This window comes from Methylovirgula ligni (assembly GCF_004135935.1).
In the GTDB taxonomy this organism is placed as follows: Bacteria; Pseudomonadota; Alphaproteobacteria; order Rhizobiales; family Beijerinckiaceae; genus Methylovirgula; species Methylovirgula ligni.
Genome location: NZ_CP025086.1, coordinates 2,899,746 through 2,923,384 on the forward strand (window position 1 = coordinate 2,899,746; position 23,639 = coordinate 2,923,384).

32 protein-coding genes and 1 tRNA gene are annotated in these 23,639 nt (G+C 62.2%); 26 read left to right on the forward strand and 7 right to left on the reverse strand.

What is annotated here, in order from left to right; all coding sequences use genetic code 11:
- The first annotated feature begins 4 nt into the window (after positions 1–4).
- The 17 genes from CWB41_RS13955 (at position 5) to CWB41_RS14035 (ending at position 12,062) form a co-directional block, all read left to right on the forward strand.
- A complete protein-coding gene (locus CWB41_RS13955) occupies positions 5–436 on the forward strand; it encodes a hypothetical protein (protein ID WP_115837763.1) in 432 nt (143 codons plus the stop codon).
- A gap of 41 nt (positions 437–477) precedes the next feature.
- Positions 478–1,164, forward strand: coding sequence for a hypothetical protein (locus CWB41_RS13960; RefSeq protein ID WP_115837761.1), 687 nt, complete (start codon positions 478–480; stop codon positions 1,162–1,164).
- Between the two features lie 46 nt (positions 1,165–1,210).
- Positions 1,211–2,341: a hypothetical protein gene (locus CWB41_RS13965; RefSeq protein WP_115837759.1), complete on the forward strand. Its 1,131-nt coding sequence runs from the start codon at positions 1,211–1,213 to the stop codon at positions 2,339–2,341.
- A gap of 117 nt (positions 2,342–2,458) precedes the next feature.
- On the forward strand, positions 2,459–3,082 hold the full coding sequence (locus CWB41_RS13970; RefSeq protein ID WP_129396507.1) for a hypothetical protein: 624 nt from the start codon (positions 2,459–2,461) through the stop codon (positions 3,080–3,082).
- Between the two features lie 12 nt (positions 3,083–3,094).
- Entirely contained in the window at positions 3,095–4,771 is a 1,677-nt protein-coding gene (locus tag CWB41_RS13975) for a hypothetical protein (protein ID WP_115837757.1), read from the forward strand.
- Positions 4,772–4,774: 3 nt separating this feature from the next.
- Complete coding sequence (locus tag CWB41_RS13980; protein WP_115837755.1) at positions 4,775–6,289, forward strand: hypothetical protein; 1,515 nt, start codon at positions 4,775–4,777, stop codon at positions 6,287–6,289.
- Positions 6,290–6,300: 11 nt separating this feature from the next.
- Entirely contained in the window at positions 6,301–6,777 is a 477-nt protein-coding gene (locus CWB41_RS13985) for a hyaluronate lyase N-terminal domain-containing protein (protein ID WP_115837753.1), read from the forward strand.
- Positions 6,778–6,843: 66 nt separating this feature from the next.
- Positions 6,844–7,680, forward strand: a complete 837-nt coding sequence (locus tag CWB41_RS13990; protein WP_115837751.1) for a transglycosylase SLT domain-containing protein — start codon at positions 6,844–6,846, stop codon at positions 7,678–7,680.
- Positions 7,680–8,231 carry a lysozyme family protein gene (locus CWB41_RS13995; RefSeq protein ID WP_115837948.1) on the forward strand — a complete coding sequence of 184 codons (552 nt, stop codon included), beginning with the start codon at positions 7,680–7,682 and terminating at the stop codon, positions 8,229–8,231. Before CWB41_RS13990 ends, CWB41_RS13995 begins: the two co-directional genes overlap by 1 nt.
- Positions 8,228–8,521, forward strand: coding sequence for a hypothetical protein (locus CWB41_RS14000; RefSeq protein ID WP_115837749.1), 294 nt, complete (start codon positions 8,228–8,230; stop codon positions 8,519–8,521). Before CWB41_RS13995 ends, CWB41_RS14000 begins: the two co-directional genes overlap by 4 nt.
- A gap of 115 nt (positions 8,522–8,636) precedes the next feature.
- Entirely contained in the window at positions 8,637–9,365 is a 729-nt protein-coding gene (locus tag CWB41_RS16425; RefSeq protein ID WP_245411359.1) for an Acb2/Tad1 domain-containing protein, read from the forward strand.
- Between the two features lie 71 nt (positions 9,366–9,436).
- Complete coding sequence (locus tag CWB41_RS14010; protein ID WP_115837747.1) at positions 9,437–9,841, forward strand: hypothetical protein; 405 nt, start codon at positions 9,437–9,439, stop codon at positions 9,839–9,841.
- Complete coding sequence (locus tag CWB41_RS14015) at positions 9,841–10,152, forward strand: hypothetical protein (protein WP_115837745.1); 312 nt, start codon at positions 9,841–9,843, stop codon at positions 10,150–10,152. Before CWB41_RS14010 ends, CWB41_RS14015 begins: the two co-directional genes overlap by 1 nt.
- 9 nt (positions 10,153–10,161) lie before the next feature.
- Positions 10,162–10,347: a hypothetical protein gene (locus CWB41_RS14020; protein WP_115837743.1), complete on the forward strand. Its 186-nt coding sequence runs from the start codon at positions 10,162–10,164 to the stop codon at positions 10,345–10,347.
- Positions 10,348–10,358: 11 nt separating this feature from the next.
- On the forward strand, positions 10,359–10,970 hold the full coding sequence (locus CWB41_RS14025; RefSeq protein ID WP_115837741.1) for a hypothetical protein: 612 nt from the start codon (positions 10,359–10,361) through the stop codon (positions 10,968–10,970).
- A gap of 309 nt (positions 10,971–11,279) precedes the next feature.
- Entirely contained in the window at positions 11,280–11,540 is a 261-nt protein-coding gene (locus CWB41_RS14030; protein WP_115837740.1) for a hypothetical protein, read from the forward strand.
- Positions 11,541–12,062, forward strand: coding sequence for an aspartyl protease family protein (locus CWB41_RS14035; protein ID WP_115837738.1), 522 nt, complete (start codon positions 11,541–11,543; stop codon positions 12,060–12,062).
- Positions 12,063–12,146: 84 nt separating this feature from the next.
- Here CWB41_RS14035 and CWB41_RS14040 read toward each other — a convergent pair whose 3' ends face one another.
- On the reverse strand, positions 12,147–12,350 hold the full coding sequence (locus tag CWB41_RS14040; RefSeq protein ID WP_115837736.1) for a hypothetical protein: 204 nt from the start codon (positions 12,348–12,350) through the stop codon (positions 12,147–12,149).
- Positions 12,337–12,708 carry a hypothetical protein gene (locus CWB41_RS14045; protein ID WP_129396508.1) on the reverse strand — a complete coding sequence of 124 codons (372 nt, stop codon included), beginning with the start codon at positions 12,706–12,708 and terminating at the stop codon, positions 12,337–12,339. Before CWB41_RS14045 ends, CWB41_RS14040 begins: the two co-directional genes overlap by 14 nt.
- A 153-nt stretch (positions 12,709–12,861) precedes the next feature.
- On the opposite strand from CWB41_RS14045, the gene CWB41_RS14050 reads away from it, so the two are divergent.
- Complete coding sequence (locus tag CWB41_RS14050; RefSeq protein ID WP_115837732.1) at positions 12,862–13,122, forward strand: hypothetical protein; 261 nt, start codon at positions 12,862–12,864, stop codon at positions 13,120–13,122.
- Positions 13,123–13,128: 6 nt separating this feature from the next.
- Here the strand turns inward: CWB41_RS14050 and CWB41_RS14055 are convergent, their stop codons facing one another.
- Together CWB41_RS14055 and CWB41_RS14060 are read right to left on the reverse strand one after the other, a co-directional pair.
- On the reverse strand, positions 13,129–13,365 hold the full coding sequence (locus CWB41_RS14055; protein WP_115837730.1) for a hypothetical protein: 237 nt from the start codon (positions 13,363–13,365) through the stop codon (positions 13,129–13,131).
- A 193-nt stretch (positions 13,366–13,558) separates the two neighbouring features.
- The gene (locus tag CWB41_RS14060) at positions 13,559–14,266 is read right to left on the reverse strand and encodes an SOS response-associated peptidase (RefSeq protein WP_245411358.1); all 708 of its coding nucleotides are present in this window, start codon (positions 14,264–14,266) and stop codon (positions 13,559–13,561) included.
- 137 nt (positions 14,267–14,403) lie between these two features.
- On the opposite strand from CWB41_RS14060, the gene CWB41_RS14065 reads away from it, so the two are divergent.
- Entirely contained in the window at positions 14,404–14,709 is a 306-nt protein-coding gene (locus CWB41_RS14065) for an ETC complex I subunit (RefSeq protein WP_115837726.1), read from the forward strand.
- A gap of 34 nt (positions 14,710–14,743) precedes the next feature.
- Positions 14,744–14,820: transfer RNA gene (locus CWB41_RS14070), tRNA-Arg, on the forward strand.
- Positions 14,821–14,850: 30 nt separating this feature from the next.
- Here CWB41_RS14070 and CWB41_RS14075 read toward each other — a convergent pair.
- Complete coding sequence (locus CWB41_RS14075) at positions 14,851–15,657, reverse strand: bestrophin-like domain (RefSeq protein WP_115837724.1); 807 nt, start codon at positions 15,655–15,657, stop codon at positions 14,851–14,853.
- Positions 15,658–15,906: 249 nt separating this feature from the next.
- On the opposite strand from CWB41_RS14075, the gene CWB41_RS14080 reads away from it, so the two are divergent.
- Positions 15,907–16,479, forward strand: a complete 573-nt coding sequence (locus CWB41_RS14080; protein ID WP_115837722.1) for a hypothetical protein — start codon at positions 15,907–15,909, stop codon at positions 16,477–16,479.
- A gap of 77 nt (positions 16,480–16,556) precedes the next feature.
- Here the strand turns inward: CWB41_RS14080 and CWB41_RS14085 are convergent, their stop codons facing one another.
- Positions 16,557–16,784 (reverse strand): hypothetical protein, encoded by a 228-nt coding sequence (locus CWB41_RS14085; protein ID WP_129396509.1) that lies wholly within the window; start codon positions 16,782–16,784, stop codon positions 16,557–16,559.
- A gap of 301 nt (positions 16,785–17,085) precedes the next feature.
- Between CWB41_RS14085 and CWB41_RS14090 the strand changes: the two genes are divergently transcribed.
- A complete protein-coding gene (locus tag CWB41_RS14090) occupies positions 17,086–17,577 on the forward strand; it encodes a GAF domain-containing protein (protein ID WP_245411357.1) in 492 nt (163 codons plus the stop codon).
- Positions 17,578–17,600: 23 nt separating this feature from the next.
- Here the strand turns inward: CWB41_RS14090 and CWB41_RS14095 are convergent, their stop codons facing one another.
- The gene (locus tag CWB41_RS14095) at positions 17,601–19,085 is read right to left on the reverse strand and encodes an outer membrane protein (protein ID WP_129396510.1); all 1,485 of its coding nucleotides are present in this window, start codon (positions 19,083–19,085) and stop codon (positions 17,601–17,603) included.
- Between the two features lie 451 nt (positions 19,086–19,536).
- Between CWB41_RS14095 and CWB41_RS14100 the strand changes: the two genes are divergently transcribed.
- The 4 genes from CWB41_RS14100 to CWB41_RS14115 all read left to right on the forward strand — a co-directional run bounded on the left by CWB41_RS14100 (position 19,537) and on the right by CWB41_RS14115 (position 23,625).
- A complete protein-coding gene (locus CWB41_RS14100; RefSeq protein ID WP_425373471.1) occupies positions 19,537–20,457 on the forward strand; it encodes a septal ring lytic transglycosylase RlpA family protein in 921 nt (306 codons plus the stop codon).
- A gap of 136 nt (positions 20,458–20,593) precedes the next feature.
- Positions 20,594–21,784 (forward strand): D-alanyl-D-alanine carboxypeptidase family protein, encoded by a 1,191-nt coding sequence (locus CWB41_RS14105; RefSeq protein WP_115837715.1) that lies wholly within the window; start codon positions 20,594–20,596, stop codon positions 21,782–21,784.
- Complete coding sequence (gene tmk / locus CWB41_RS14110) at positions 21,781–22,479, forward strand: dTMP kinase (RefSeq protein WP_115837713.1); 699 nt, start codon at positions 21,781–21,783, stop codon at positions 22,477–22,479. Before CWB41_RS14105 ends, tmk begins: the two co-directional genes overlap by 4 nt.
- A 54-nt stretch (positions 22,480–22,533) precedes the next feature.
- Complete coding sequence (locus CWB41_RS14115; protein WP_115837711.1) at positions 22,534–23,625, forward strand: DNA polymerase III subunit delta'; 1,092 nt, start codon at positions 22,534–22,536, stop codon at positions 23,623–23,625.
- Positions 23,626–23,639: the final 14 nt, after the last annotated feature.

Genomic DNA, 23,639 nt, shown 5'->3' on the forward strand with positions numbered 1-23,639 from the left:
ACCCATGCAAGTCGGTTTGCTCATCACCAATGGCGGCCCGCACAGCGCGGAGAAATGGGCTGCCGCCTCGGCCGCGCAGATCATCCAGATCGGTGCCGAGGCCAAGGGCGTCGAGGCGCTCGAGGGCCGCAAGCTTGAACTCAAGATCATCGATCTGCTAGAGGACCATCATGCGGCGGTGCAGACGGCCGAGCGCGACGCGCTGAAGGACGATCCGGCTGCCCGGCTGGAAACTGCGATCGACCCTGAAGGCCACGATCTCGACACGAAGGTCGAGGCAATCGCGACGCTCGCCCGCGGCACGCCGTTCGAGGCGCATTTCGCCAGCGACACGGTCAAGCGGCATGTCCGCGAGGTGCTGGCCAGCCATTTCGCGACCTCGATTCATATCGAGCGCTCCTGGCATCGCGACCGCAATCCTGCGCCGGCGGCCTGATCCCTTTTCCCCGAAAGTCTCAATCATAGGAGCGTGCCACCATGGCAACGACCGGCATGTGCGATAGCGCCAAGGTGGAGTTTCTCGCCGGCGCGCATAGTTTTGAAGCCTCCCAATCCGCTGTTTCATGCTCAGGCACGAGCACACAGTTCACGCTGACTTCGCTCGCCAGCACGGCCGCGCTGGTCGTCGGCATGGCTGTTTCGGGGACGAATGTCGCCTCTGGCGCCGTCATCGCTTCCATCGACTCGTCAACGCAGGTGACGCTCTCCAAGGCGCACACAGGCACCGTGACGGCCGCGAGCTTCGGCGGCGATCCGTTCAGCATCTTGCTTATCAACGGCTCGCCCGCGCATACGTTCGACCATACGCAAACGAACGTCGGCACGCCGGGCAGCGGCACGCCGGGAACGGCGAATGTCGGCACCGACGAGGTTTCGGCATCCGGCACCGGCTATACATCCGGCGGCTTCGCGCTGACCAATATCGCGCCCGCCTTGTCTTCGACCACGGCGACGACGAGCTTCTCGGTTAATCCGTCGTGGACCTCGGCGACGTTCACGGCCTCGGCCGCGCTCATCTATAACACCGCCAAGCGCCTGGGCGGCATCGCCGGCCGTTCGATCTCCGTGCATGACTTCGGCGGCAATCAGTCCGTCACGGCGGGCACCTTCACGCTGCTGATGCCGACGAACAATTCGTCCTCCGCCATCCTGCGCATCGCCTGATAGGTCTGCCACAATGCGGAAGCACTTAAGGGCATTTTGCATCGCCTTGCTGCTGCTCGCCCCGGCTGTAGCGCATGCGCAAGCGACAGCCTTCGCCGATGTTGTGCGGATGACGGTCTCCGGCACGCCGGGCACCGGCACGATCACGCTCGGCTCGGCGACCACCGGCTATCAAAGCGACACGAACGCCGGGATGACCAACGGCGCAACCTACGCCTATTACGCCTATGATCCGACCGGCGGCATTTGGGAATTTGGCTACGGCACCTATAACTCGTCCGCGCATACGATCACGCGCAATCCGTATTATGGGTCGAGCGGTCCCGGCACAGCCGTAACTCTGACCGCGACGGCGACCGTTGGCATTACGATTGGCGCGGAAGACATTAATGCGTTGTTGTCCGATATCGCGTCCATCGAGAGTGGCTATGCGGCTCTAAGCGGATCGCTGACAAACGGAAACATTGTCGAAGGCGCTGGCTCTGGCAGCGTCAAAGATACAGGCATAGCCATCGGCAACGTGCCTACGATGGCTTCTAATGCTGGCGCTACCGGCGATCTCATTACGTCCAACGGCGCGAACAAGACGCTTGCCGCTGCGTCGATCCTCGCGACTAATGTGCCAACTATGGCGAGCAATGCCGCCGCCTCTGGCAATGTCCTTTCGTCGGCTGGCGCGAACAAGACGGTTCAAGATTCCGCAATTGCGACCGCGAACCTTGCGACAATGGCCTCCAACGCGGCGGGGGCGGGCAATCTTATCGAATCCGCTGGCGCTAACAAATCTCAGGCGGATTCTGGCGTCGCTGCCGCGAACGTCGCAACGCTCTCTGGCACGCAAACTATTTCCGGGAATAAGACCTATAGCGGCAAAAACAGCTTCGCGCAGCTTAACGTCAAGGTGCGTACCGCGTCTTCGACAAGCGACACGATCACTACGGCTGATTATTTGGTATGTGCCGACAATGCGTCGGCTGCGGCAACGGAAAATCTGCCCGCAAGCCCGTCCACTGGCGACACGTATCTAATCAAGGACTGCTCTGTCGCTGCCGGTACGAATAATATCACCATTACTCCTGCCAGCGGCAACATCGACGGAGCGGCAACTTTTGTTATGAGCACCAATGGTCAATCCGCAGCGGTGACTTATACCGGCTCACAATGGAGCATCAATTAAATGTTTTATTGGCTTCGATCACGCTGTTTAGGCGCGGCCTTACTCCTGCTCGCTTGTTGTTCATTTTCGCTAGCTGGATGGCCTTCCAGCGGGCGCATGTATCCACAAACTATAGGCTTGGCCTATATCGGCGCGACAACAAGCACGACTGCTGGCGGAACGTTCACTTTTAGCGGCGTGAACTTAGGCCACGCTTATTCCAATCGCATTGTCTTGATCGGCATCGAGGGCGGCTACGGAAGCACGAACGAGCACAACATCAATACGGTCACGGTCGGCGGTTCGTCCGCAACCTTGATCGTTCAAGCGCTCGGCGGCAGCACGCAAACGGAGGTTTCGGGAATTGCCGCCATAGCACTCGCGACCGGAACAACGGCAAACATCGTCGTTACTTACGCCGGAACTATTTCGCGCTCAACAATCGTCGTTTGGACGATGCAAAGAAGTAGCATCACGAAAATCTCTAGCCAAAGTGCTACGAATTCAGCAACGCTGTCCTTTACTCTAACCGGAAATTCTGGCGGTGTGGCGGTAGTTATGGGCGGCTCGACGGTTTCGAGCGGAACCTACTCGGCCACCGCGTCCGGCTTTACGGTCGACTCAACGGGAAATTATACCGGTGCAACTAATGACGGATGGATTGCGGGGCATGTCAGTCCGACAACCACAAGCAACGCGATTGGCACGACAACTGCCGCTCTTACTGCTAGTCGCGCAGCACTCGCCGCAGTGTCGTTCTAAAGGAAGTTTCCGATGCTTGGTGATGCACCGCTTGGCTCACAGCCGCTCGGCACGCTCGGGATCGCCGGCAATCCGATTGACTACTCGCTGCCCGGCGTTGCCGGCACGACAGCAGCGGCGTCCATAGGCGTCTCGGCAAGCGTCCTCATCATCGGCGTCCCGGCGACATCAGTCGCGGGGACCGCGGGAATTTTCGTCGGCGTGGATGTGCCGCTTCCCGCCGCGCCCGCGACCAGCGGGGCAGGGGCTTTCAGTCCGGCGGAATCGGCGGCGCTGACCGGCGTCGCAGCAACGGGCACGGCCGGCGCGCCCGTGCCGTCCCTGGGTCTTGCTCTCGCCGGCGGCGCCGCAAACGGTATTGCGGGTCTTCTGGCGGCGACCTCCGGCGCCGTCTTCGCGCTCACTGGCGTCCCGACGACCGGCGTCATCGGCACGCTCGGCATCACGCTCAGCCAGCAGATCGGTCTCGGCGCGGCACCGTCGACAAGCACAGCCGGCGCGATCACGCCACAAGCCGCTGCCGCTCTTGCGGGCGCCGCTGGCGCCGCTGCCGTCGCACCGCTGGCGATTAGCCTCGGATCGGTTCTTGCCGGGGCAGCGGCCGCCGCTGCGGCGGGAGACGTCGCTGTCGCCCAGAACGGCACTCTCATCGGCGTCGCCGCCACAAGCGCCGCCGGATTGCTGGCCACGAATATTGCGGTTGCCCTGTCCGGCGTGCCCGGTATCACGGCGGCTGCCGCCGTCACCCTCACATCAAGCAGCAACGTCACGCTGCTCGGCGTCGCCGGCACGACGGCGGCGGGGCTCTTCTCTCTCGGGTTGCCACTTGACAGCGTTGTGGCCACGGCGGCCGTAGGGCCGCTGGTCGCCGAGGTGCTGCTCGCCACCGCCGGCGTCCTTGCAACCAGTGGCGTCGGTTCCATCGGCGCGATCGCAGCGCTTGGCGTCGCCGGAACCGCAGCGACCGTCGCGGTCGGGCTCCTCGCGCTCACCGCCGTCTCCGGTCCAAGCACGCCGATCGCGCTGCAAATCGCCGCCGCGCTGGCCGGCAATGCCCCGGTCATCGGCAGCTATCAAAGCCCGGACATCATCGACCTTGGTTATGAGGGCGTTCTGGCGCTCGGGCTGACCTGGCTGGCAAGCGGCTCACCGGCCTCGGGTGATTTTCTCGGGACGTCGGATTTTCTCGGCATCAGCGATTTCCTCGGCTACGCGGCCAGCGCGGCCATTCAATCCTGGGCGGAAGTGCTGATCGGCCATGATGACGGAAGCGGCAACATCGTCTGGGATGCGGCCTGGCAGAAATATGTGCCGGGCACCTATCCCGGCCGCGCCGCAAAATGGCGCTGGTGGTTCGAGGCTCCGAACACGCAGATCGAAGGCAATCTGACGGCCGCCAAGGCGCAATGCTCGGTCGAGGATCGCGTCGATCATTATCAGAACCTGTCCGTCGGCACCGGCGGTCTGACCATTGATTTCGCGCCGGACGGCGTGAGTCAGCCGGCGGCCTTCAACTCGGGCCTGAACGGCTCGGCTCTCCCGACGCTCTATCCGCCGGTCTGGAGCCAGCAGCCGGGCGATACCTATCAATATACCGGGCTGTCGCTCTCCGGCGTCACGCTCACTTTCTTTAACGGCGGATCTGCGGTCGCGCGGACCGGCGTCACCGTCATCGCTTCGGGGTTCTGATAGATGATCAAGCGCCTGTTTATTGCGAGCGCCTTGCTCTTCGCGCTTGCGCTCCCGGCGGCTGCCGCTTCGGTTGGATGCTTGCCAACGACCAGCACCTTCGGCGGCTTGACAGAGCAATTGAACATCAACGCTGCGCTCGCGGATCGGATCAACAACTCGCGCGGTGCGACGCCGCCGAATGTGGATTGCTCCGGAGCGCCCGTTGAAGGCGAGTTTTGGGAGAACACGGGAACAAGTATCCCGCTGCTGCAGATTTTCGACGCGACGAATTTCCTATCGATCGGCGGCCTCGACAAGACCAATCACCTCTGGCTGCCGATTGAAGGCGGCGGCCTCGGCTCGCTGACCGCTGGAGCGACGACCGATCTGTGCTCGATCCCGCAAGACACGATCTCGATCACCGGCACGACGACGATCACGTCCTTCGGATCGAGTTGCCAGACCGGCCAATGGAAGCGGCTGATTTTCGGCTCCGCGACGCCGATCACATACAATGCCTCCGCGATCGTCACACCGACCGGCAAGAGCATCACGGCCGATAACGGCACTACGGCTTGGGCCGAATACACCGGCTCGGCTTGGCGCTTGATGGACATTACGAACGCGGCCGTTCCGCGCGTCTATTATGGCGGCATTGGCGGCGGAACGGCGAACGCGATCACCTTGTCGGCGACTGTGCCGTCCGGCTTCGCGCTTTCGCCCGGCGTGCGAATCACATTTCTTTCCAGCGCGGCCAACACGGGAGCGGTGACTCTGACGCCGCCCGGCGGCAGCGCCATCGCCATCAAGAAAGCCAGCAGCAGCGGGCTTGTCGCGCTCGCGGCGAACGATATTCCGGCTGGCGGCGTTCCCGTCGATGTTTGGTATGACGGAACGCAATTCGATCTGCTCGGCATTGGCGGCACGTCGCTTTCTCTCGGCACCGGCGTTTCCAGCGCGCTCGCGCAACCGCTCAACGGCAACGGCGGCATGATCGGCGTGTCGCCGTCCAGCAATGGCGATCTTGGGGCGTGCTGGAATGGCACCGCGTGGATTAAAATTGGCTCTAACACGACCGGCAACGTCGCCAGCTTGCAGGAAGGATCGTCCGGCGGCTGCCCATTTTGGGGTACATCCAGCGGCGCGGGCGCTTTCGTGCAAGTCACAAAGAGCAGCGCGAATCCGAGCAATACAGGAAACCGCGCCGCGGGAACTCTTGGCGCGATAACCCCGCTGCGCACCGGCAATGTCCAAATAACCTTTGCGTTCTCAGTTGGATTTTCGTCCGGCGGTCTTACGAGCGTGGCAATCTATACCGGGACGGGCGGCGCGCCGTCTGCGGGGACCGCTATTAGCAGCACCAACGGAACCATATGCGGCCTTGCTGTTGCGGGGCCGTCGTACAACGGCTCGATGTCTCTTGTGTGCGACATCAACATGACGGTCGGCACCGCATATTGGTTTGACATTGCTTACAACGGTTCCGGCACCGGCTTCTCGCTTTCCGGCATCACAGGCGTCGCGAACGAATACTAACGGGGAATGTCTTGGCCGAACAGCTTCAGCTCCGTCGCGGCACAAACGCGGAAATCCTCGCCTTTCTCGGGGCGCAAGGCGAAGTCGTCGTCGATACGACGAACAATCGCGCCGTTGTGCAAGATGGCTCTACGACCGGCGGCTTCCCTGCGGCGAAGTTGATCGAGGTTGTACTGAACAGCACCGCCACAAACATCACGGCTCATTCCGGCGGCGGTCAGGCAAGCGCCGTTGAACTTGTCGCGACGATCAATCGCATTACGACGGTCGCGGCGGCAAACGATAGCGTAAAGCTCGCCCCGAGCGGGCCGACGAACGTAGTGCAAATAGTTATCAATGACGGCACAAATTCTGCACAGGTCTACGGGACCGGATCGGACACGATCAACGGCGCGGCGGCGGCAACCGGCGTTGCGCTTGCAGCGGGAAAGATCGGTATTTATTTCTCGCCCGCGACCGGGATCTGGCGCGGCGGCACGCTGAACTGACAGGCATCTAACCGCGCTCGCGCGGTTTCCCAGGTCGAGTGCGACGGCCGCAACCCTGAGCAAATAATGATCTTTGAACCGTCTCGCCACGGCGCGACGGCGCGCGCCTATGTCATGGCGGCGCTGTTGGCCCTCGTCACGCTTCTCATCCTCGCCCCGCACGCCCATGCGGCCAGCCGCCACCACCATTGGCATCATCATTGGCATCACCATCATGCGCGTCACCATCATGCGCGTCACCATCACCATCGCCATGCCGGCGTGGCGCATCATCGTCACCGGGCTGCCATCGCCATCGACGTCAAAACAGGCGCGGTTGAGCCGGTTCGCGATCCTTTCAGCTTTCTGGCCGGTTCGCTTTTCAGGGCACCGGCGCCGGCCGCCCTTGTCTTCGATCACGAAGTGATCCGGCCTGCGGTTCGCGCCATCGAGGGCGCAGCCCGCTTTGCATCTGCGGGCTACGTTATCGTTGCGCGGCGGGCCCGTGACATCGGCGTGCCGCTGCCGCTCGCCATGTCGCTCACGGTGCAGGAATCAGGCGGCAATTGCCATGCGCACGGGCCGCCTGATGGCCGCGGCGTGTTGCAGGTCGAGCCCGGCACCGCGCGCAAAGACGGGTTTGATCCTCGTAAGCTCTTTGACTGCGATTATGGCGCGGTCGCCGGTCTTACCGAGATGAAGCATCTTCTCGATGCCGAAGGTGGCGTCACTTGCCGAGCGATCTCTCTCTACAACGGCAGCGAAGGCTATGTGGACCGCCGCGGCGGCTGCACCCGCTACGGCCGCCAGGTGCTCGCCCGCGCCCGGAAGCTTGAAGCCATTCCCGATTTCGAAGCGCTGGTCCTGCAGGCCGATTGGCGGCCGCACGGCTGGCACGCGCGACGCTGGCATTGGAGGGCGTGATGAACGAAGCCGCATTCTTCGATGCTGTCCGCGTGCAGCCGTTTCGCGGAGCCCTGTCGCAAAGTCAAGTCGACGGCCTCAATGCCATTCTCGCGGCCTTCGACAAGTTCCAGGCACTGATCAAGGATCGGCGCTGGAAAGCCTACATGCTGGCGACCGTGTTTCATGAAACCGCCTTCACCATGCAGCCGGTTCGGGAGATCGGCGAGGGCAGGGGCAAGCCCTACGGGGAAGTCTATTACGGCCGCGGCTATGTGCAGCTCACCTGGTCAGCCAATTACGCCAAGGCGCAAGCTGAACTCGCAAATGTCGGCATCACAGTCAGCCTCTTGAACCAGCCGGACGCCGCACTCATCCCTGAGATCGCCGCCCCGATCATGATCCTAGGCATGATCAATGGCTGGTTCACCGGCAAACGTCTGTCCGACTTTTTCAGCCCCGTTATCGACGATTGGGTTGGGGCTCGCCGGATCATCAATGGCGAGGATCGCGCGGAACTCATCGCTGGCTATGGCATCGACTTCAACACAGCGCTGGTAAAGGCGCTATGAGCGCGTCGCGCGCGCTCGCCGCTGCCGTGTTGATCGGTGCCGCAGCGCCGGCGCTGGCCTGTGGCTCGCAAGTCGTGGCGACAACGGTCTGCCCAGAATGGGCGCCGATCAGCGGCGATCCGGCGGCCGACGCCTGCACCGTTGCGAAGCTCGATCTGGTGCGGCTCGCGGATGAGTATGACGCCGCGCGGCCGCGCACCGTGGCCGATGATCCGTTGCCGCCTGCGGCCATTCGCTTTCGGCGTCTGCATCTCGCGATCGCCCGCGTCGCACGCGCCTGCGCGCAATGAAATTCCTGCTCGTGCTCGTCGCGATTTTCTTCGTCGCGGCCGTCTATCGGTACTCAGTCGGTTTCTGATCCCGCGCCGCGGCGGCTCCGCGGCACTTCAAGAAGGATGAGCCAAGATGGCATCCGTCGATAGCACGTCGGATGAGCGCACCGTCAACAACACGATGCGCCATCAGTACCGCGTTTTGAGTGAGGCCGAGAAAGCCAATATGGCGGCCATCAAAGACAAGGGGCTCGAGTTTTTCGAGCTTCTGACGGGACTCGGCAACAGCCGGGAACTTTCGCTTGCCAAGACCAAGATCGAGGAAGCGGTGATGTGGGGCGTCAAACACATTACGGCGGTGCTGATCGTCGGCTTTGTGCTGATTGCCGTTGGCGTTTCGGGCGCTCACGCCGCTAATGCGGCTGCTCCCGCGTCAATTTCGCTCACGCCGCTCCTCACCTATCTTGGGCCGATCATTGGGGCTGTGCTTGTCACCTTGGTTGGTGCGCTGCTGCGACTGCTGTTTCAGATCCTGAGCGCCTATCTGGCAAAGCTGCATTTCAGCCTGACGACCGATCAATATTCGACGGTCATTCGCTCGGCGCAAAAGATCGTGGGAAGCTGGTGGGCTGGCATAGAGCCACAGATCGCCACTGCGAAATTCACCGCCAGCAATACGACGGTCGCCGCGCTTGCCGAGGCGGTGATCGATGATCTCGGTCCGGTGGCGACAAATCTGGGATTGAATCAGGCGGCGGCGCAGGAATTCGTCCTCTGGGTCATCGGCGATTTGCAGAAGGCTCTTTTGGGAGGCGCTGCAACTGCGACGTCGGCAGACCCTCCGAAGGCGGTGGCAAAGTAAGCGCCTCTGCCGTCACAGCAATTTCCTCCGCCGCGGGCGACTAAGCGGCTTCATCTGAAAGGACTGTAGACATGAGAAACCTGTTTCGCGCGGGCGCGATTGCGCTTGCGCTGTTCTGCGCAGCCACGCTCGGTGGCTGCGTCACATTGCAAGAGTTCGGGACGGGCGTTTCCGAATTCTTCGGCGTCGCTACCGGCGATGTTGTCTCGGCGAAGGCGGCGCTCGTCGCTGTGAATGCCTTCGATGCGGCGGAAGTCGCTGGCACGACGTATTTGGAGCTTCCGCTCACCGGCTCGGTTCATCGCGACGCGACCGTTTCAGCGACGGTCGTGAAGGATCTCACCGCCGGAATTGCGGCTCGCAAGCAGATCGAGGCGGACATCGTGTCGGGCGACACTGTCGTCCCGATTTCTCTTTTCCAGACCTTGAGCGCTGTCACGCCGGCGATCCAGGCCGCAGTTGGAGGTTCAAACTAATGGCCGAAGCTCTGATCACCACGATTCTCACCCTTCTGAATGTGCTCTTGCCGTCGATCGACGGTAACTCGTCTGCGGTCACGGCCGTCATCACGGAGCTTGAGACGCTCGTTCCGACGATCGTATCTGGCTTCGCGAGCCTGCTGACACCGCTGCAGAACATCATCACGTTGCTGCAGCAGAATTCGGCGGTCACCGAGGCACAGGTCACGCAACTGCAGGCCTATGAAGCGCAAATCGATGCCGCTTTCGAGGCTGCGGCGGCCACCACTGGAACCGCCACCGCGGCGACGGCGCCGCCGACGAACTGATAGACGTCGATGGTAGCTGAGCTCGCCTTCGCCGGCATTCCGGCCGGCCATGCGCAACAGCAAACCGCATGGCCGCACGATTCCGGCGTCGGCGATGCCGGCCTGATCTATCCGGACCTCACCGGCCCGGAGATCTTCATCATCCTCGCGATCGTCGTCGCGCTGTTCGCTCTGGTGCCTTCGAAGAAGAAATAGGGGGTTGGGAATTGACCGCAGCCACGACGAAGGGCGCGCGCGCGTCCACGACGCTTAGCTACCCCGCGATCCTTGCGCGTCTTGATGGCGCGGAAAAGACGAATGAACGGACCGAGAAAGCGGTCAAGGAACTCGCCGTCGAGACACGCGAGCAGATTATCAGCGTGCGTCAGGATATGTCGTCGCAGATCGGCAATCTCTCGAACGCCCTCACCAATGTCGCCGATGCGCTCGGCAAGAAAATTGACGAGCAACTGAAGGCCGCGGCGCGCTCGCAGCGCACGGACTGGGGCGTCATCGGCATTGTCGGCGGCATGGTGCTCACGGCCATCATCGCGGTCGGCGGCCTGGCGCTCGCGCCGATCAACCGGGATCTCGACCGCGTCGATATGCTGGAGCGCGAGATCGATCGCGCCTATGTCACGCGGGACACGCTGGCGGAGATCGTCGGCTACGGCGAAAAGCGCCTCGACCGGCTCGACGACCAGGTCGACAAGCTGCGCGACCGTGCCGTCGACCGGGACGACGAGCACGATTATCGCGCCTCGGTGTCCGATCAGATCAAGGGCCTCTATGGCCAGCTCGACTCGCTGCGCGATCGCGTGGCGACGCCGGGGAAATGAGTTTGACATCCATTGATGGCGGAGACAGTGGTTCCAGCAGCGGAAGGACGTCAGAATCGCTTCCTGGGCTCTTTTTCCCCTTGACTGTTACAACCGTCGCCAGCCACAACTTGGCGAAAGGATCCCAGAGGACGGGCGGAGCGGGCGGAATAGGCGCGGGGCCACCTGGTTCAGGCGCCGTTCATCCCGGACGCTTCATGACGCCTTATGCGTTGTTAAGCATATGGCGTAAGCCTCTGGAAAGCGTGGTGTGCAACGAAGATGCGGCTGGCCAGTTCTATAGTCCCTGCAGAAGAGCGGGAGAGGGTCATGACCGACAAACGTGAAGGCCCGCTTTCGGCTGAACTCCAGTCGTTTGAGCGGCTAAAGCCAAACCTCGAACAAAATCATATGGGCAAGTTCGTTGTCATAAAGGACGACGAATTGCTCGGCGCTTGGGACACCTTTGACAACGCTGCCAAGGCCGCGATCCAGAAGTACGGGCGCGGGCCATATCTTATTCGTCAAGTTGGCGGTGGCACCACCAAGCTTCCCGCATCCGTGATGTTTCGCGCGATCGAGCCAGCTTGAATGCCGATCGCCGAGTGTGGATTTCCAGGGTTTGTGCCGTCCATTGCCGGCGGTCGGACGATCTTTCAAAGCGGCGCCCAGGTGTTGCAGATGAAGGGTCCCACGATCATGGTGGAGGTGGGGTTCGAGCCTGGATTGTTCCAGCCAGATCCTAGCCAAGTGGCGGAGGCGGCGCGCGTGCTTGCAGCGGCGCCCGACACTCATCCGACGTTCAAGCTCGTCGAAGCGCTGGTAGACACTGGCGCCGGCGACAGCTGCATCGACGAAGACTTAGCTCAAGAGTTAAATCTTCCTCTGATTGATCAAGCCAAATGCTCCGGCGTCGGCGGCGAACACACGCTGAATGTTTATCTCGGCCATATCCGCATCCCCACCCTTGGTCAATTACGGTACGGCCGGTTTACCGGGGCAAAACTGAAGGCGGGCGGCCAGCCTCATCAGACTCTCATCGGGAGGGCCCAGCTCTCAACGATGATTCTTATTTACGACGGAAGAACCGGAGCGGCGCACTTGGCCGTTTAAATACGTTTCGGACGCGGCCCCGTCGGGCGCCATTTGATATCGCCCCGTCTGGCCTCGCGCCAGGCGGGGCTTTTTCTTTGCGCATCAGCCGGGCAGTCGGCCGCGCGCAAAGCCCTTCGAGACCAGGCCGAGCGCGCTCTCCTTTGCCGCCTCGAGATCCGCGACGGCCTCGAGGAGCGTGGCGACGGCCGCGCGCGCATCGCCGCCATGCTCGGCGATCGTCGCATCGACGGCGGCCGCCAGGGCCGGGTCAGGGACGGGGAGGGGCTGTTCGTCAGGTTGCGCCATCGGTCTTTCCTGGCTGGGCTGTAGTGATCGTCGGCGATTCGTTTGACCGGAGCACGCTGCTGCTGTGTAAAAGAGACACTTTCGCACCCGGATTTTTGCTGACGAGGATGTCGAAAGCGGCGTCGCCGATCTGCCTGTCGCGCGTGACGACCTGAATTTTGTCGACCGGATAGGGTCCGATCACCTCGACGCGGAAAAGGCCGTATTCGAACTCGGCCGGCTTGCTCTTCTCGTCGGCGAAACGGCGCAGCGCATGGGCGACGAGCGCGGCGGTCGCTTCGGACACCAGAATCCGCGTCCCGCCGGCGTGCTGGAACCGCTGCGCCAGCGCATAAATCTCTTCTGCTTCGGGCCACATGGGCTTCTTATAGGTCCGCATGTTCTTATTTTGTTCACATGCGGTTTGGGGAGTCAACGGCGCGGGCTCGGTCGATCGCTTATCGCGGCGGGCGCCCTAATAATATTCCCCCGCGGTGCGCGCCCGGCCGACCGCTCCGCTGGAGGTTACGATATGCCCGAACCGCGCAAGATCGACGTCGCCTATTCGGACGGCCACTGGCTTGCCGAGGTTGCTCCCGATTTCGATGAGCCCTTCGATTGTGAAAGCCTGCAACGGCTGATCGAAGCTGTGCAGCGCGAGCGGCCCGATGAGCCGCTGCTTTTCATCGTCGACTGGACGACGATCGAGGGCTACCCGGACGCGGAGCTGCAGCTTCTCGATGCGGGCGAGAAAAGCGGCGCGATGGTCATCTCCTCGGTGCAAGAGTTCTAGCGGCCGCTACAGCATCCCTTCGCGGCCGAGCGCGCGCTGCACCTGCATAGTGGCCGCGCGGATATCGCCGGCCTTCCCGGACTTCGCGGCATCGATCAGCAGCTCGGCCGCATATTGATTCCAGTCGTGGCGCTGGATCGTCTCGCTGAGACGGAGGAAGAGCTGCGCCGCGTCATTCAGCGTCTTGAGGACACGGCCGTCGTGGAGGGTGATCGGGGCAGAGAGAGGATCGGACCAAGGCACCCCGAAAATTGAACCTTCGCTAAGAGGAAAAGCGATTAAAAATCTTTCGAATTGGCGACTTAACGCCAGCCGTTAAACTGAATCGGATGCTTGACAGAGGGCTTTAAGTTTTCAGCCGAAATGTGCATCGCGGGCAAATTGTTCAACGACTTACGAAATTGCGCATAAACTCAAACTGACCCATAATGCTTGATTAAAGCAAGTCCGCCTCAAGCGGCTCCAGCAGCGTCGGATCGTCGTCGCCTGCACCCGTTCGGTTGATGCGCCGGTCGATCGGCCATTCGCGCAGCGCCGATTCCGCAGCCGGGTGAAGCTCCTCGGCCGCCATATCGCCCGCCAGCCAGCGATCGATCTCGGCCTGCTGCAAAAGTACTGGCATCCGATCGTGATAGGGCGTCATCCATTCCGTCGCGCCAGTGACGATGATGGTGCAGGACAGCAGCTCTTCGCCGCTCTCCGGGTCGCCCCAGCGATCCCATAGGCCGGCGAGGGCGAGGACCGGCCGGCCGTCCGAGTCGACGAAGATGTGCGGCTGTTTATCGCCTTTCTGGCCCGTCCATTCGTAAAAGCCCGATGCCGGCACGACGCATCGACGCTTGCGATAGGCGTCCCGGAACATCGGCTTGGTCGCGACCGTCTCGACGCGGGCGTTGAAGGTCGCCGGGACGTCTTTGAGGGGCTTTTCCCACCAGGCTGGCACTAGGCCCCAGCGCACGCCGCGCACCAGCTCACGGCGCCCCTCGGCGTCATGGCGCACCATATCGACCCGCGTCGTCGGCGCGATATTGTAGCGCGGCCGCAGGTTCTGCGGCGCGCCGGTGACGCTCAAGAATTCGTGGATCTGTGCCCAAGTATAATGCTGGGTGAAGCGGCCGCACATGGGCAGTTGTCTTAGCGCCACTGCTCGTTTATTCAAAGAGATGCGGACCGGGCTAGGCGCTTCATCAGAACGACCTCCAGCAAAATCAACACCTTGAGGTAGTTTCGAATCCTGCTGCCCCGACCACATGATCGCGACGATAGAGGAGCGGAATTGAGATGACCGCACGCATCTACCGGCCAAGCAGAACGGCGACCCAGTCCGGCCAGGCGAAGACGACGCGCTGGGTTCTGGAATTCGCCCCCGAGCTCGCCCCGCAGATCGATCCGCTGATGGGCTGGACGGGCTCGCGCGACATGCGCCGCCAGGTGCGGCTCTGGTTCGGCACGCAGGAGGAGGCGATTGCCTATGCCGAAAAGAACGGCATTCCCTTCCTGCTCGAGGAGCCGAAGCCGGTGACACGGAAAATTCTCTCTTATTCCGATAATTTTAAATCGACGCGCCTGGGCCAGTGGACGCATTAACACGCCGCCGTTGTTGAAGGCGGCGTCATCGGCTGACCCCGTAGCTCAGCTGGATAGAGCAGCCGCCTTCTAAGCGGCAGGTCGCAGGTTCGAGCCCTGCCGGGGTCGCCAATAAATTCAACGCGTTATGAACGTCCCGTTTTACGACGGCGCGAAATCTTGCAGGACGTGGACGAGCGGCGTCGGCGCTTCCTTGATGCCGCCGGCGAACGGCCGCTCGAGCGCGATCACGATGACCAATTCGGAAAAAATCAGAAACGCCAGCAGCCCGGTCATCAGCGTCTGGGCGCGCAGATTTTGCGTTCCGAAGAAAAACGTGAAGCCGATGACCAGGAACGCGCACAGGAAAACGATCGCCCAGACGGGACCGGGGACGATGCCGTCAGCCGCGATGAGTCTGGCACGGCGCGCCTGCGTTATGACGGTAAGCTGATTGAAGATTTCCGTTTTAATAGATACGTCGTCAGCGGCTCCGGGCGCGATCATCGCCGTATAGAGGTCGCCTAGGGCCTCCCACGTTGGCTTGTTCGACTTACCGTGCTCCATGGTCGACCATTCGTCTTTGATCGTGGAGCTAAGATAGCGGGTCATGGCGGTCCGAAGGTCCGTTCTCTTCGGCTCGCCGAGACCATTGGACAGACGATAGATCGTCGCGGCGGCGCCGGCCTCCCGTTCGATCGTTGATTCTGCATCGCTGGCCTTCTCCCAGACCACCACGATCGAAAAGGCGAGAAGCACGGCATAGGTCACGCCAATGGTCGCAAACTTGAAGCCCGCGACCTCGTTGTTTATGGCCAGATGTTCGAGCTGTACGAAACGCCGGATCAATGAGGGACCGAGCATCGCGATCACGGTCGGTATGATGACCACGAGCAAAATTTCGACCCAAAGAGGCGCGGTCGTCAAAAAATCTATCATGTCAGGGATCCCGAATTCCAAGGCGGCCAATACCACCGCTTACGCCAGTTCGGCAATTCCCCTCGCTAATATGTGTTTATTCAGGGCCAGGAATTTCGAATTCCCGATCATGCCCCGCCTTTAGCCGCAACTCGTGGCTCAGGCGCCACCAGCCCCGCAACTATTTGAAAAGGCAAAGCCTCCCTGTTACGAATTGGCGGGGGTTGAAAGGATATCGGCACGCCTTTCCAGCGGCCGGTCGCAGATTTGAGCCCTGCCAAGCCTGAGGTCGAGGCGCATATGATCGCTGGAATCATCGACGAGACAAATATCCTGCCGGGCCGCGACTGCGGCCCCTGCGCGCTCTGCTGCAAGGTCATGCGCATCGAGGCCCTGGGGAAGCCGGAAGGGATCTGGTGCCCGCATTGCGTGCCGGGCAAAGGCTGCCGGATCTATGAAACCCGGCAGGAGGAGTGCCGGATCTTCTATTGTCTATGGCGCGCCGATCCGGACCTCGGCGACATTTGGCAGCCGGCGCACTGCAAAATGGTCCTCTACACGGAGGGCATGGGCCACCGGCTGGTGATCTCGGTCGATCCGGGCAATCCGACGAAATGGCGCGAGGAGCCCTGGTATTCGCAGATCAAAACCTGGTCGTTCAATCTGCTCAGATATGGGCAGGTGGTTGTCTATGTCGCCAATCGCGCGATTGTCGTTTTTCCCAACAAGGAGGTCGATCTCGGACCGCTAAAGAAAGGCGATGTCATTCTCACCCGCGAGAACGATGGCGTGTGGGACGCAATGCTTGCCGCCGAGGATCAGCTTCCGCAAAACCAGCGTGGCGTGTGGCTCGATACCGGCGGACGACTCTGAGCCCTTCGCACTGCCGGGGTCGCGATCAAGGTTTATCGTATAACCCTGGGCGTCCCCGGCTGGTGCGTAAGCTTCAATTAGCGGACCAGACCGACACAGCCCTTCACACCGTCAAGTGCCTTGTTGGCTTCGTCGATCGACGGATATTTCTTCTTGCTCGCCAGCGTCATGCCCGGGTAGCCGCGCGGCGAGGAGACGACCGCGGAGCAATTCCCGACAGTGTCCTTCACCAGACTATATTTGGCAGCCAGCACCGGAGTCGCGGCGACCGCGGCAAACAGAACGGCTAATATCATCCTCTTCATCAGCTTCCTCCCATTATTTGAATTGCCGGTCTGTCTCGACACTGGCATAGCCACGGGCGCAGCAGGCTCGTAGCTAATAAGGCAGCGTCGCTACTCGCGGCGAAACCGTCAAGCCTCTGGTGCCGTTGATGTTGCCGGGGAAAATTCCCGAAATAGCCGGGATCACTGAAACGTGATATTATGAGAAGACGCGACGGCAGAATGTATGCGCCGCTGCCGGCGTCCAGGCCCGCCAAACGCATTTTCGGTACTCGATCTACGGATTGGAGCGGCGCGAAACTGTTGGAGAGAGGCGAGTACGATGCAAGTACCCGATCCGCTCGGATTTGATGTCAGCATTGTTCAGCGCATTCCCGTTGTGCGCGCGATCCTCGATGTCGTTTGCGAGACTACGGGTATGGGCTTTGCCGTCGTCGCGCGCGTCACGGAAGACAGGTGGGTGGCCTGCGCCGTCCGCGACACGATCAATTTCGGGATCGAACAGGGCGACGATCTCATAATCGAAACGACGATCTGCCGCGACATAAGGCAGAGCGGGCGCCCTGTCGCCATCGACAGGGTCGCCTCCGATCAGGTCTATAGCCAGCACCCGACGCCAAAGCTCTATGGCTTCGAAAGCTATATTTCGGTTCCGCTTCAACTCCCGGACGGCAGCTTCTTCGGCACATTATGCGCCGTTGATATAAAGCCCGCGCACGTGAACAATTCCGCCGCGGTCAGCATGTTCAAGCTTTTCGCCGAACTGATCGGCTTCCATCTCGCTGAGCATTATCGCGCCGCGGCGGAGCGCTGAGCACCGCCGCCGCGGAACGCTGCCTAATATTTCGCGACGACAGGAGCGGGCGGCGCAGGCGGCGCAGGCGGCGCCCAGTTGAATTTGTAGACGAGGCCGACCGTCGCGGTCTGCTCCTCGGGGTGGAAACGAATATTGTCTTGGGAGTCTGTGGGCGATGTATCCGCAATGGCATGCACGCCGTATTGCGCATAGCGATATTCGGCGCGCCAGAACCAGCCCGGTGCGAATTCCGCCTCGACACCGCCGGCCAGCATCCAACCGTCGGTAGAGAAGCCCGATGTCGAAAAGTCGGTGCCGGCACCCTCATGAGTATCCTGCATTCCGGTGCCGCCGAAGCGGGCCTGCGTGAACCCGGCCTTGGTATAAGTGAGGACCTGCGGCGTCACGAGCCAGCCGAGTCTCGCACCGGCGTCCCACGCCCAGTTTTGCGAAATCGATCCGGCAAAATATGGACCCCCATCTTGAATGGTGCCCTTCAATTGCGAAGGATCGAAATCGCCGAAGACGCCAGCCACGAGCTTGTTGGTGACCTGATAATCATAGCCCAAGCCAACGGTGCCGAAGATGCCACGGCCGCCCTGGCGCTGATTGACGCATTGATCGCATCCATCCGTGACCGGATCGCGCGTCGTCGTATTGGCGCTCCACAATCCGTAGCCGATTCCCGCATTGGCATAGATACCGGTCCAGTTCGTCGCCGCCGGCGGCGACCCGAAGCCATCGGTAACCTGGGTGAAGGAGGGGATCCCGGGCGTGCTGAAACCAGGCCAGCCGAATTTGTAGACCAGACTGGACGTCACCGTCTGTACGAACGGATGGAAATGGATGTCATCGCCACGTCCCGCGAGGCCATCGTCGATGACGTCATGCGCACCATAATCGGCAAAGCGATATTCGGTCCGCCAGAACCAGCCGGGCGCGAACATTGTTTCAAAGCCGCCGCCAGCGAACCAGCCGTTCGCTGTGAAACCCTGCGTCGAATTCCCGCTAGCACTGCCGTCTTCGTTGAGCAGGCTTCCGCCGGTGAAACGCGCCTGGCTGAAGCCGGCGTCGCCGTAGACGAGCAATTCCGGAGTCATCAGCCAGCCGAGGCGGCCGCCGGCGGCCCATGACCAGTTCTGGTTGGTGCTTGCCGTCCATATCGGTTCTTGATCCTGAAGCGCCCCGCGCATCGCAGAATAGGTGCCGTCGCCGAAAACGCCGGCAACGAACTGATCAGCGAACTGATAATCGAAGCCAGCGCCGGCGCGGCCGAGAAAACCGTGGCCGCCTTGAATTTGGTTGGCACAAAGGTGGCAAATATCGGTGTCTGGAAGGCGCGTGGTCGTGTTGGCGTTCCATTCGCCATAGCCGGCGCCGGCATCAAGATAAAAGCCGGTCCAGGTGAAGGCCGGAGGCGGCGCATAGACGGGCGCCGATTTCAAAGACGGGAGGTCAGCGGCGAAAGCCGAACCGGCCGTGGCCACCATCAAAGCAGCCCCAATCGAAAAAATGAATGTTTTCACGGCCCCCTCCGCTCGCGCAATTCCAGATGCAGAATCGAAGCGCGAGTTCGATTGCACCTTACGGGACGGCACCCGGCGAATCTGTCACTTCGCGGCCACGCCACGGAAATTTCGCCCAAGCTGCGCCACGGCGGATTGCATATCGCCGCAAAATTGAATCGTATTTAACGCAAATTGGTTAATGCGAATTTTGCCTGCATTCCTCGTTGCTTGCACAGGCATAGGGCAGGTGGATTGCGCTGGAATCGCATGGCTTTAAGACCAGACTGAAATGCCACACCGCATTGGCTGCCGCAATTTCGTCCGAATTGCCCGGCCCATTCGCGGGTCTGTTTATCGCCGTCCGGCGTCGCGCACTGCGAAACCCTTAAAGTTTTAGCAAGTGATCGGCGCCAACCTTGCCCTTGAGGCAGGGCCGGATGGCGCGAACAGATCACGGGGGATTTTGTAGGTGAAAAGCTTACCGTTCTGGCCACGCTTCGTATCTTGGGGCGGGGCAGCCGAGAGCCAAACCTCGCAGACGTCCGTTCTTTTCCGGCCGCTGGCTGTCGCCATTTCCTGCACCGCCGCGCTTATGCTGGCGGGCTGCGCACAACAGCAGATCGCCGACGGTCATCCTTCCGAATATTTCCCGCAATCCGTTTACGGCGCTGCCAGCCCGCGCGTCGTTGCCGATGGCGCGGATGTCCCGCATGGCGGCGGCAAATATCTCGTCGGCCATCCCTATATGGTCGCGGGCCACATGTATTACCCGAGCGAGCGCAAGCATTACACCGCCATCGGGCTTGCCTCCTGGTACGGCGATGCCTTCCACGGGCGCCGCACGGCCAATGGCGAAATCTTCGACCGTAATTCGATTTCCGCCGCGCATCCGACCATGCCCCTGCCGAGCTACGCGCGCGTCACCAACCTGCGCAACCATTATTCGATGATCGTCCGCGTCAACGATCGCGGGCCGTTCGCGCCGGGCCGTATCATGGATGTTTCGCGCCGCGTCGCCGATCTCTTGGATTTCCGCCGTACCGGCACGACGACCGTAAAGGTCGAATATCTCAGCCGCGCCAGCCTCGAAGGCTCCGACGACGAGAAGCTCGCCACGACTCTGAGGATGGATGACCATTCGGCGCCGGCCGGACCTCCGACCATGCTGGCTGACGCCGATCGGCCGGTTGAAACCGCCTCGGCCGATCCGGGCGAGGTGCCGCAACCCGCGCCACGGCCCGACGCGGCCGACGGCGCGCAGGACACCGCCGACGCGGGAGCGCCAAACCATATCTTCGTCGGCACGGCGCCGCTGCCGCCGTCGCGGCCCTTCGATCTCGATACGGTGCCCGGCGCCGACGCAAAGATCGGCGAGACAGCTTCGCGATAAGCCCCGGCTTTCTTTGATCTGCCCGTAAATGCCGGTGCACGCACGCGCCTGACGCGTTGATTTCCGGCCGCCCCGGACGCATGGTGCAGGCTCAGTTGAGCGGCGGAAACGGTCGGGGAAAAGCGTGGAAGGGGCGATGCGCCCAGGCCTCAAAAGACTTCTCGCGCTGGCTCTCGCCGCCCTGGCGGCGGCTCTGCTTGCGGCGCGCCCCGTGGCAGCGGCACAGCCGTTTCAGACCAGCGTGCCATCGGCAATCCTGATCGACGCGGATTCACAGACAGTCCTGTTCGAGAAGAACGCCGACGCGCCCGAAGTTCCGGCCTCGACGACCAAGGTCATGACCGCGGAGCTCGTGTTTCGCGCGCTCGCACAGGGAAAGCTGAAGCTCGATGACACATTCGATGTAAGTGAACATGCCTGGCGCACCGGCGGGGCTCTGGCACGCGGCTCGACGATGTTCGCCGCGCTCAACAGCAAGATCAGGGTCGAGGATCTGATCCGCGGCCTCGTCATCGTCTCCGGCAATGACGCGGCGATCGTACTGGCGGAAGGACTCGCAGGCTCCGAGGGCGCGTTCGCCACACGCATGACGGAGCGCGCGCGCGAACTCGGTTTCGCGCATTTGACCTTCACCAATCCCTGGGGGCAGGACGATCCCGACCAGCGCGTGACGTCGCGCGAGATGGCGAGCCTTGCCGCCTATCTCATCCGAACCTATCCGCAATATTATCATTATTTCGGCGAGAAGGACTTCACCTGGAACAAGATCAAGCAGCCGAACCGCAATCCCTTGCTGACGATGGATGTCGGCGCGGACGGGCTGAAGACCGGCAATATCGACACCAGCGGCTATGGCATTGTCGCCTCGGCCGTGCAGAACGGCCAGCGGCTCATCCTTGTGATCTATGGCGCCAAGAGCGCCAAGGAGCGGGAGTCGGAAGCCGTACGGCTTTTTCAATGGGGGTTTCGCTCGTTCGAGTCGAAGATGCTGTTTCAGCCGGGAGAAGTCGTGGGCTATGCTCAAGTCTACGGCGGCAGCTCCGGCTCCGAGCCGCTGGTAAGCGACACGCCGATCAGAGTGCTCATTCCGCGTGACTCGGACGAAAAGCTGAAAGGGCAGATCGTCTACACCGGGCCCTTGATGACGCCGGTTTCGCCCGGCCACGAAGTCGCGCACCTGCGGGTTTTTCGCGGCCCCGACGAAATCCTCGAAATCCCGCTGCGGACGTCTGCGGCCATCGGTCCCGGCACGCTGCCGCGGCGGGCGATGGACGCCAGTCTGGAATTTGCGGAACAGCTGTTCCGCAAATATGTGTTGAAGAAATGAGCCACGACGCCCGACTGCCAAAACGCGGAACCTTCATCACGCTCGAGGGCGGGGAGGGTGTCGGCAAATCGACCCAGGTGCGCTACCTCGTCGCGCGGTTGCAGGCGCGCGGCATCAAAGCGATCCCGACGCGCGAGCCGGGCGGCTCGCCGGGCGCTGAAATTCTCCGCGATATCCTGCTTTCCGGCATGATCAAGGACCTCGGCCCGAAGGCGGAGGCGATCATTTTCGCCGCCGCGCGGATGGATCATATCGATCATACGATCGCTCCGGCGCTGGCCGCCGGCACATGGGTGATCTGCGACCGTTTCGCCGATTCCACACGCGCCTATCAGGGCGCCCTCGGCGGCCTCGATCCGGGCTTCCTGCGCGCGCTCGAGCGCGTGACCGTCGCGGATACGCGGCCGGACCTCACCTTGATCCTCGATCTGCCGGCGGACGTCGGCCTTGCCCGCGCGGCGCAGCGGCGTGGCGCCGCCGAGGCCTCCGACAGGTTCGAAGGCGAGGGGCTCGCCTTCCACGAAGCCTTGCGTAAGGCCTATCTTGCCATTGCCGCTGCGGAGCCCGAGCGTTGCGTCGTCGTCGATGCCTCGCAGAGCGAGGAAGAGGTCGCGCAGGCGATCTGGGACACGATCAGCCACCGCCTGTTCGACGCCGAGCCGGCGATGCAGGCCGAGGCGTTGCATGGCGCCTGACGCAGCGGATCTATATCCGGTGCGAAAAAGCCCAGGACGCGTTATCTATCCTGTATGAACGCCCCCCGCTCTAAGGCCCTGGAAGCCGCGCCGGAATCCGATCGCGTCGATGAGACGCCGCATCCGCGTGAAAATTTCGACTTCTTCGGCCACCACGAGGCGGAGCAGGGGCTGCTGGAAGCCTATCGCGCCGGCCGCCTGCCGCAAGCTTTCGTCATCGGTGGACCGCCCGGCATCGGCAAGGCGACGCTAGCGTGGCGGCTCGCCCGCTTCCTGCTCGCGCATCCGGACCCCACGGCAGCGACCGTGCAGGGCGCCAGAGACCTCGGCATCAATGCGAGCGATCCGGTCGCCCACAAGATTGCCGCGATGTCGCATGGCGATGTCGCGCTGCTGCGGCGCGAATGGAACGAAAAGGCAAAACCAGCGCGGCATTACACCGAAATCCGCGTCGACGATGTCCGTCAGGCCTCGCATCTGTTCCGCAGCGTGGCGGGGGCCGGCGGCTGGCGCATCTGCATCGTGGACAGCGCCGAAGACCTCAACAATTCCGCCGCCAATGCCCTGCTGAAGCTCATCGAAGAGCCGCCGCCGCGTTCGCTGTTCCTCATCGTCGCGCATCGGCCGGCGCTGCTCCTGCCGACGCTGCGCTCGCGCTGCCAGATGCTGATCCTGCGTCCGCTGGCGGACGTCGATATTCTGCGTGTCATCGACGCATTGGGGGCGCCCTGGACCGAAGCGAGCGAGAGCGAGCGCCGGGTGGCCGCCGAACGCGGGCAGGGCTCCGTCACGACCGCGCTGAGCCTCCTCGCCGACGACGGCATCGCAATCGACAATCAGGTCCGCGCGCTACTTTCCGGCCTGCCGGCGCTCGACTGGCGCGCCGTCCATACGCTGGCCGACCGGATCGCCGGCCGCGACCGGACGGCGCAATGCGACCGGGTCATGACCGCCATTGTCGATTGGATCGACGAGCGGTTGCAGAGTGAGGCGGCGCATGGGGCGGCCCGCCTTGCGCCTTTGGCGGAGGTATGGGAAAAAGCCGCCGACGCGGCGCGGGAAGCCGAGGCTCTCAATCTCGACAAACGGCCCGTCATCCTGTCGATTTTCGCCGAACTCGCGGCGGCCAGGGCGGCCAGCGCCTGAGGCCCTGCCGCGTC

Excerpts from the sequence above, each read along its gene's own strand:
- CWB41_RS14065 (WP_115837726.1), top strand. The coding sequence starts at position 14,404 with ATGACCGCACGCATCTACCGGCCAAGCAGAACGGCGACCCAGTCCGGC.
- CWB41_RS14010 (WP_115837747.1), top strand. The coding sequence starts at position 9,437 with ATGAGAAACCTGTTTCGCGCGGGCGCGATTGCGCTTGCGCTGTTCTGC.
- CWB41_RS14040 (WP_115837736.1), bottom strand. The coding sequence starts at position 12,350 with ATGGCGCAACCTGACGAACAGCCCCTCCCCGTCCCTGACCCGGCCCTG.
- CWB41_RS14030 (WP_115837740.1), top strand. The coding sequence starts at position 11,280 with ATGACCGACAAACGTGAAGGCCCGCTTTCGGCTGAACTCCAGTCGTTT.
- tmk (WP_115837713.1), top strand. The coding sequence starts at position 21,781 with ATGAGCCACGACGCCCGACTGCCAAAACGCGGAACCTTCATCACGCTC.
- CWB41_RS14085 (WP_129396509.1), bottom strand. The coding sequence starts at position 16,784 with ATGAAGAGGATGATATTAGCCGTTCTGTTTGCCGCGGTCGCCGCGACT.
- CWB41_RS13975 (WP_115837757.1), top strand. The coding sequence starts at position 3,095 with ATGCTTGGTGATGCACCGCTTGGCTCACAGCCGCTCGGCACGCTCGGG.
- CWB41_RS14090 (WP_245411357.1), top strand. The coding sequence starts at position 17,086 with ATGCAAGTACCCGATCCGCTCGGATTTGATGTCAGCATTGTTCAGCGC.
- CWB41_RS14020 (WP_115837743.1), top strand. The coding sequence starts at position 10,162 with ATGGTAGCTGAGCTCGCCTTCGCCGGCATTCCGGCCGGCCATGCGCAA.
- CWB41_RS13980 (WP_115837755.1), top strand. The coding sequence starts at position 4,775 with ATGATCAAGCGCCTGTTTATTGCGAGCGCCTTGCTCTTCGCGCTTGCG.
- CWB41_RS14015 (WP_115837745.1), top strand. The coding sequence starts at position 9,841 with ATGGCCGAAGCTCTGATCACCACGATTCTCACCCTTCTGAATGTGCTC.
- CWB41_RS14115 (WP_115837711.1), top strand. The coding sequence starts at position 22,534 with ATGAACGCCCCCCGCTCTAAGGCCCTGGAAGCCGCGCCGGAATCCGAT.
- CWB41_RS13955 (WP_115837763.1), top strand. The coding sequence starts at position 5 with ATGCAAGTCGGTTTGCTCATCACCAATGGCGGCCCGCACAGCGCGGAG.
- CWB41_RS14035 (WP_115837738.1), top strand. The coding sequence starts at position 11,541 with ATGCCGATCGCCGAGTGTGGATTTCCAGGGTTTGTGCCGTCCATTGCC.
- CWB41_RS14045 (WP_129396508.1), bottom strand. The coding sequence starts at position 12,708 with ATGTGGCCCGAAGCAGAAGAGATTTATGCGCTGGCGCAGCGGTTCCAG.
- CWB41_RS14000 (WP_115837749.1), top strand. The coding sequence starts at position 8,228 with ATGAGCGCGTCGCGCGCGCTCGCCGCTGCCGTGTTGATCGGTGCCGCA.
- CWB41_RS13990 (WP_115837751.1), top strand. The coding sequence starts at position 6,844 with ATGATCTTTGAACCGTCTCGCCACGGCGCGACGGCGCGCGCCTATGTC.
- CWB41_RS14105 (WP_115837715.1), top strand. The coding sequence starts at position 20,594 with ATGCGCCCAGGCCTCAAAAGACTTCTCGCGCTGGCTCTCGCCGCCCTG.
- CWB41_RS14080 (WP_115837722.1), top strand. The coding sequence starts at position 15,907 with ATGATCGCTGGAATCATCGACGAGACAAATATCCTGCCGGGCCGCGAC.
- CWB41_RS14050 (WP_115837732.1), top strand. The coding sequence starts at position 12,862 with ATGCCCGAACCGCGCAAGATCGACGTCGCCTATTCGGACGGCCACTGG.
- CWB41_RS16425 (WP_245411359.1), top strand. The coding sequence starts at position 8,637 with ATGGCATCCGTCGATAGCACGTCGGATGAGCGCACCGTCAACAACACG.
- CWB41_RS13960 (WP_115837761.1), top strand. The coding sequence starts at position 478 with ATGGCAACGACCGGCATGTGCGATAGCGCCAAGGTGGAGTTTCTCGCC.
- CWB41_RS13995 (WP_115837948.1), top strand. The coding sequence starts at position 7,680 with ATGAACGAAGCCGCATTCTTCGATGCTGTCCGCGTGCAGCCGTTTCGC.